The organism is Actinosynnema sp. (assembly GCF_052038725.1).
Window position 1 is genome coordinate 1 of record NZ_JBQGCX010000894.1, and the last position, 2,361, is coordinate 2,361.

Sequence of the window (2,361 nt, forward strand, 5' to 3'; positions counted from 1 at the left end):
CACCCCGCGGCCCCCACGCCCCCGTCCCCCGCCAGGGCCCCCGGGATTGCGGGGGCCCGGTGGTCGCTTTCACCCGGGGCCCCCGACGCGCTCCTCGACCGCGGGCCTCCCCCCCCGGAGGCCCCGCGTCGGGTCAGCGAACCTGCTTGCGGCTGTGCCTGGCCATCGCCAGCACGCCACCGGCGGTCGCCAGCATCCCGAAGGCGGCCACGGTGAACACGACGATGTCGGCGGTCCTGCGACTTCCCCTTGTTGCGGTTGATCTCCCACAGGTCTTGACGCACGGGTACCCGGAACGTTGCCCCGGCAGTCATGAAACTCACACGATCGTGGAGGATCCTCGGTGAACCTGCGCACCCTGGAAGCGCGCGTGCTGCCCCTCGCGCCCTGGCTGTTCGGGCTCTCCCTGCTGGGGCACCTGCTGATGGTCGCCCTCCAGACCAAGATGACCATGGTCGACCTGATGGTCTACCGGAACGCCGCGCCCGAGCTGTTCACCGGCGAGCTGTACCAGTGGCGCCTCAAGGAGTTCTCCGACCAGTTCGCGCTGCCGTTCACCTACCCGCCGTTCTCGGCGCTCGTGTTCGTCCCGCTGTCCTGGGTGCCGTGGGGCGTGGCCCGCTGGTTCTGGCAGCTGCTGTCCCTGGCCTGCCTCTGGTACCTCACCCGCACCTCGCTGGAGCTGGCGGGTGGCGCGAACCCGCGCCGCGTCCTGCTGTGGACCGGCCTGCTGATCTGGGTCGAGCCCGTCCGCACCACGCTGAACTACGGCCAGATCAACCTCGTCCTGGCCGCGCTGCTCATCGGCACCATGGTCAGCGCCCGCCCGTGGGTGGCGGGCCTGGGCACCGGCGTCGCGGCGGGCGTCAAGCTCACCCCGGCGATCACCGGCCTGTACTTCCTGGCCACCCGCCGCTGGACCGCCGCGCTGTGGTCGTTCGCCGCGTTCGCGGGCACGGTCGGCCTCGGCTACGCGATCTCCGCGAGCCAGTCGCACCAGTTCTGGTTCGAGCTCCTCGGCGACGCCACCCGCGTCGGCCCGGTCGGCTCGGCGATCAACCAGTCCCTGCGCGGCGCCCTCTCCCGCACGGTCGGGCACGACGTGGAGACCGGTCCGATCTTCCTGGTCGCCGCCGCCCTGGCCGCCGCGCTGGCCCTGTGGGCGCTGCTGGAGTCCGTGCGCGCCAACGACAGCCTCGCGGCCGTCGTGAGCACCCAGTTCCTGGGCCTGCTCGTGTCGCCGATCTCGTGGAGCCACCACTGGGTGTGGATGGTGCCCGCGCTGCTGTGGCTGACCTACCGGGCCACCCACCGCCTCGCCACGGCCGCCGCGTGGGTGTGGCTGGTGGCGGTGGGCAGCTACCTGATCTCGTTCCTGCTGATGGCCCAGGAGTCGATCTGGATCATCCCGCGCCCGTGGCACCTGTCCGCCCTGGGCTGGGTCTACCCGGCCGCCGGGGTGCTGACGCTGGTCGCGGTGGTGGTGGAGCTGCGCTCACGCCGGCGCGTCGAGCGCCCGGTCGATCTCGTGCGCCAGTGACACGTCCAGCGCCGTGATCCCGCCCGCCGAGTGCGTGGAGCAGCGGAACACCAGCTTGCGCCAGCGGATGTCCACGTCCGGGTGGTGGTCCATGCGCTCGGCGACGTCCGCCACGCGGTCCACCACGTCGATCGCCGCCCGGAACGACGGCAGGTCCGCCGCGCGCACCAGCGACACCCCCTGCGCGGTCCACTCCGGCAGGTCCGCCAGCTCCGCGGTCAGCTGGTCGTCGGTCAGCAGCTCGGCCATGCGCGAATCATTCCACCGGGTGACGTAAGCTGCTCGGCACCACGGGAGTCCGGTAGTGCGCCGGGCTGAGAGGAAGGCACGCCAGCCTTCGACCGTCCACACCTGATCCGGGTCATGCCGGTGTAGGGAGAGATGATGCTCCGACGTGCCCTGTCCGCCGCTCCGCTGGTCGTGCTGCTGGCCGCCTGCTCCGTCGCGGGCAACCAGCCCGCCGCGCCCGGCGAGCGCGTGGTCACCCTGGTCACCCACGACTCGTTCGCCGTCGACCCGGCCCGGCTCGACGAGTTCAAGTCCGACACCGGCATCACGATCAAGCCGCTGGCCAGCGGCGACGCCGGGGAGCTGACCAACAAGCTGGTCCTCACCAAGGCCAACCCCATCGGCGACGTCGCGTTCGGCGTCGACTCGACGTTCGCCTCCCGCGCCCTCAAGGAGAGCGTGTTCGCCGAGCACACCTCGCCGGAGGGCGACAAGGGCGCGCAGCGCTACCGGCTCGAACCCGCGAACCGCCTGCACGCCGTCGACGTCGGCGACGTCTGCCTCAACGTCGACGTCGCCGCCCTCAAGGACGT

Annotated in this window: 2 protein-coding genes and 1 pseudogene; 2 read left to right on the top strand and 1 reads right to left on the bottom strand. The window is 71.7% G+C overall.

Annotated elements, in window-relative coordinates; translation table 11 throughout:
• Window positions 1-343: 343 nt before the first annotated feature.
• The gene (locus ACTUAL_RS18525; protein WP_440901151.1) at window positions 344-1,540 is read left to right on the top strand and encodes a mannosyltransferase; all 1,197 of its coding nucleotides are present in this window, start codon (window positions 344-346) and stop codon (window positions 1,538-1,540) included.
• Here ACTUAL_RS18525 and ACTUAL_RS18530 read toward each other — a convergent pair.
• Window positions 1,496-1,789, bottom strand: a complete 294-nt coding sequence (locus tag ACTUAL_RS18530; protein ID WP_096491504.1) for a 4a-hydroxytetrahydrobiopterin dehydratase — start codon at window positions 1,787-1,789, stop codon at window positions 1,496-1,498. The two genes, ACTUAL_RS18525 and ACTUAL_RS18530, sit on opposite strands and share 45 nt — an antisense overlap.
• A 135-nt stretch (window positions 1,790-1,924) precedes the next feature.
• Between ACTUAL_RS18530 and ACTUAL_RS18535 the strand changes: the two are divergent.
• Window positions 1,925-2,361: pseudogene (locus ACTUAL_RS18535) on the top strand (thiamine ABC transporter substrate-binding protein); the annotation flags it as partial.

What these genes read in the sequence shown, in the direction of transcription:
- ACTUAL_RS18530 (WP_096491504.1), bottom strand. Translation starts at nt 1,789, where the DNA reads ATGGCCGAGCTGCTGACCGACGACCAGCTGACCGCGGAGCTGGCGGAC.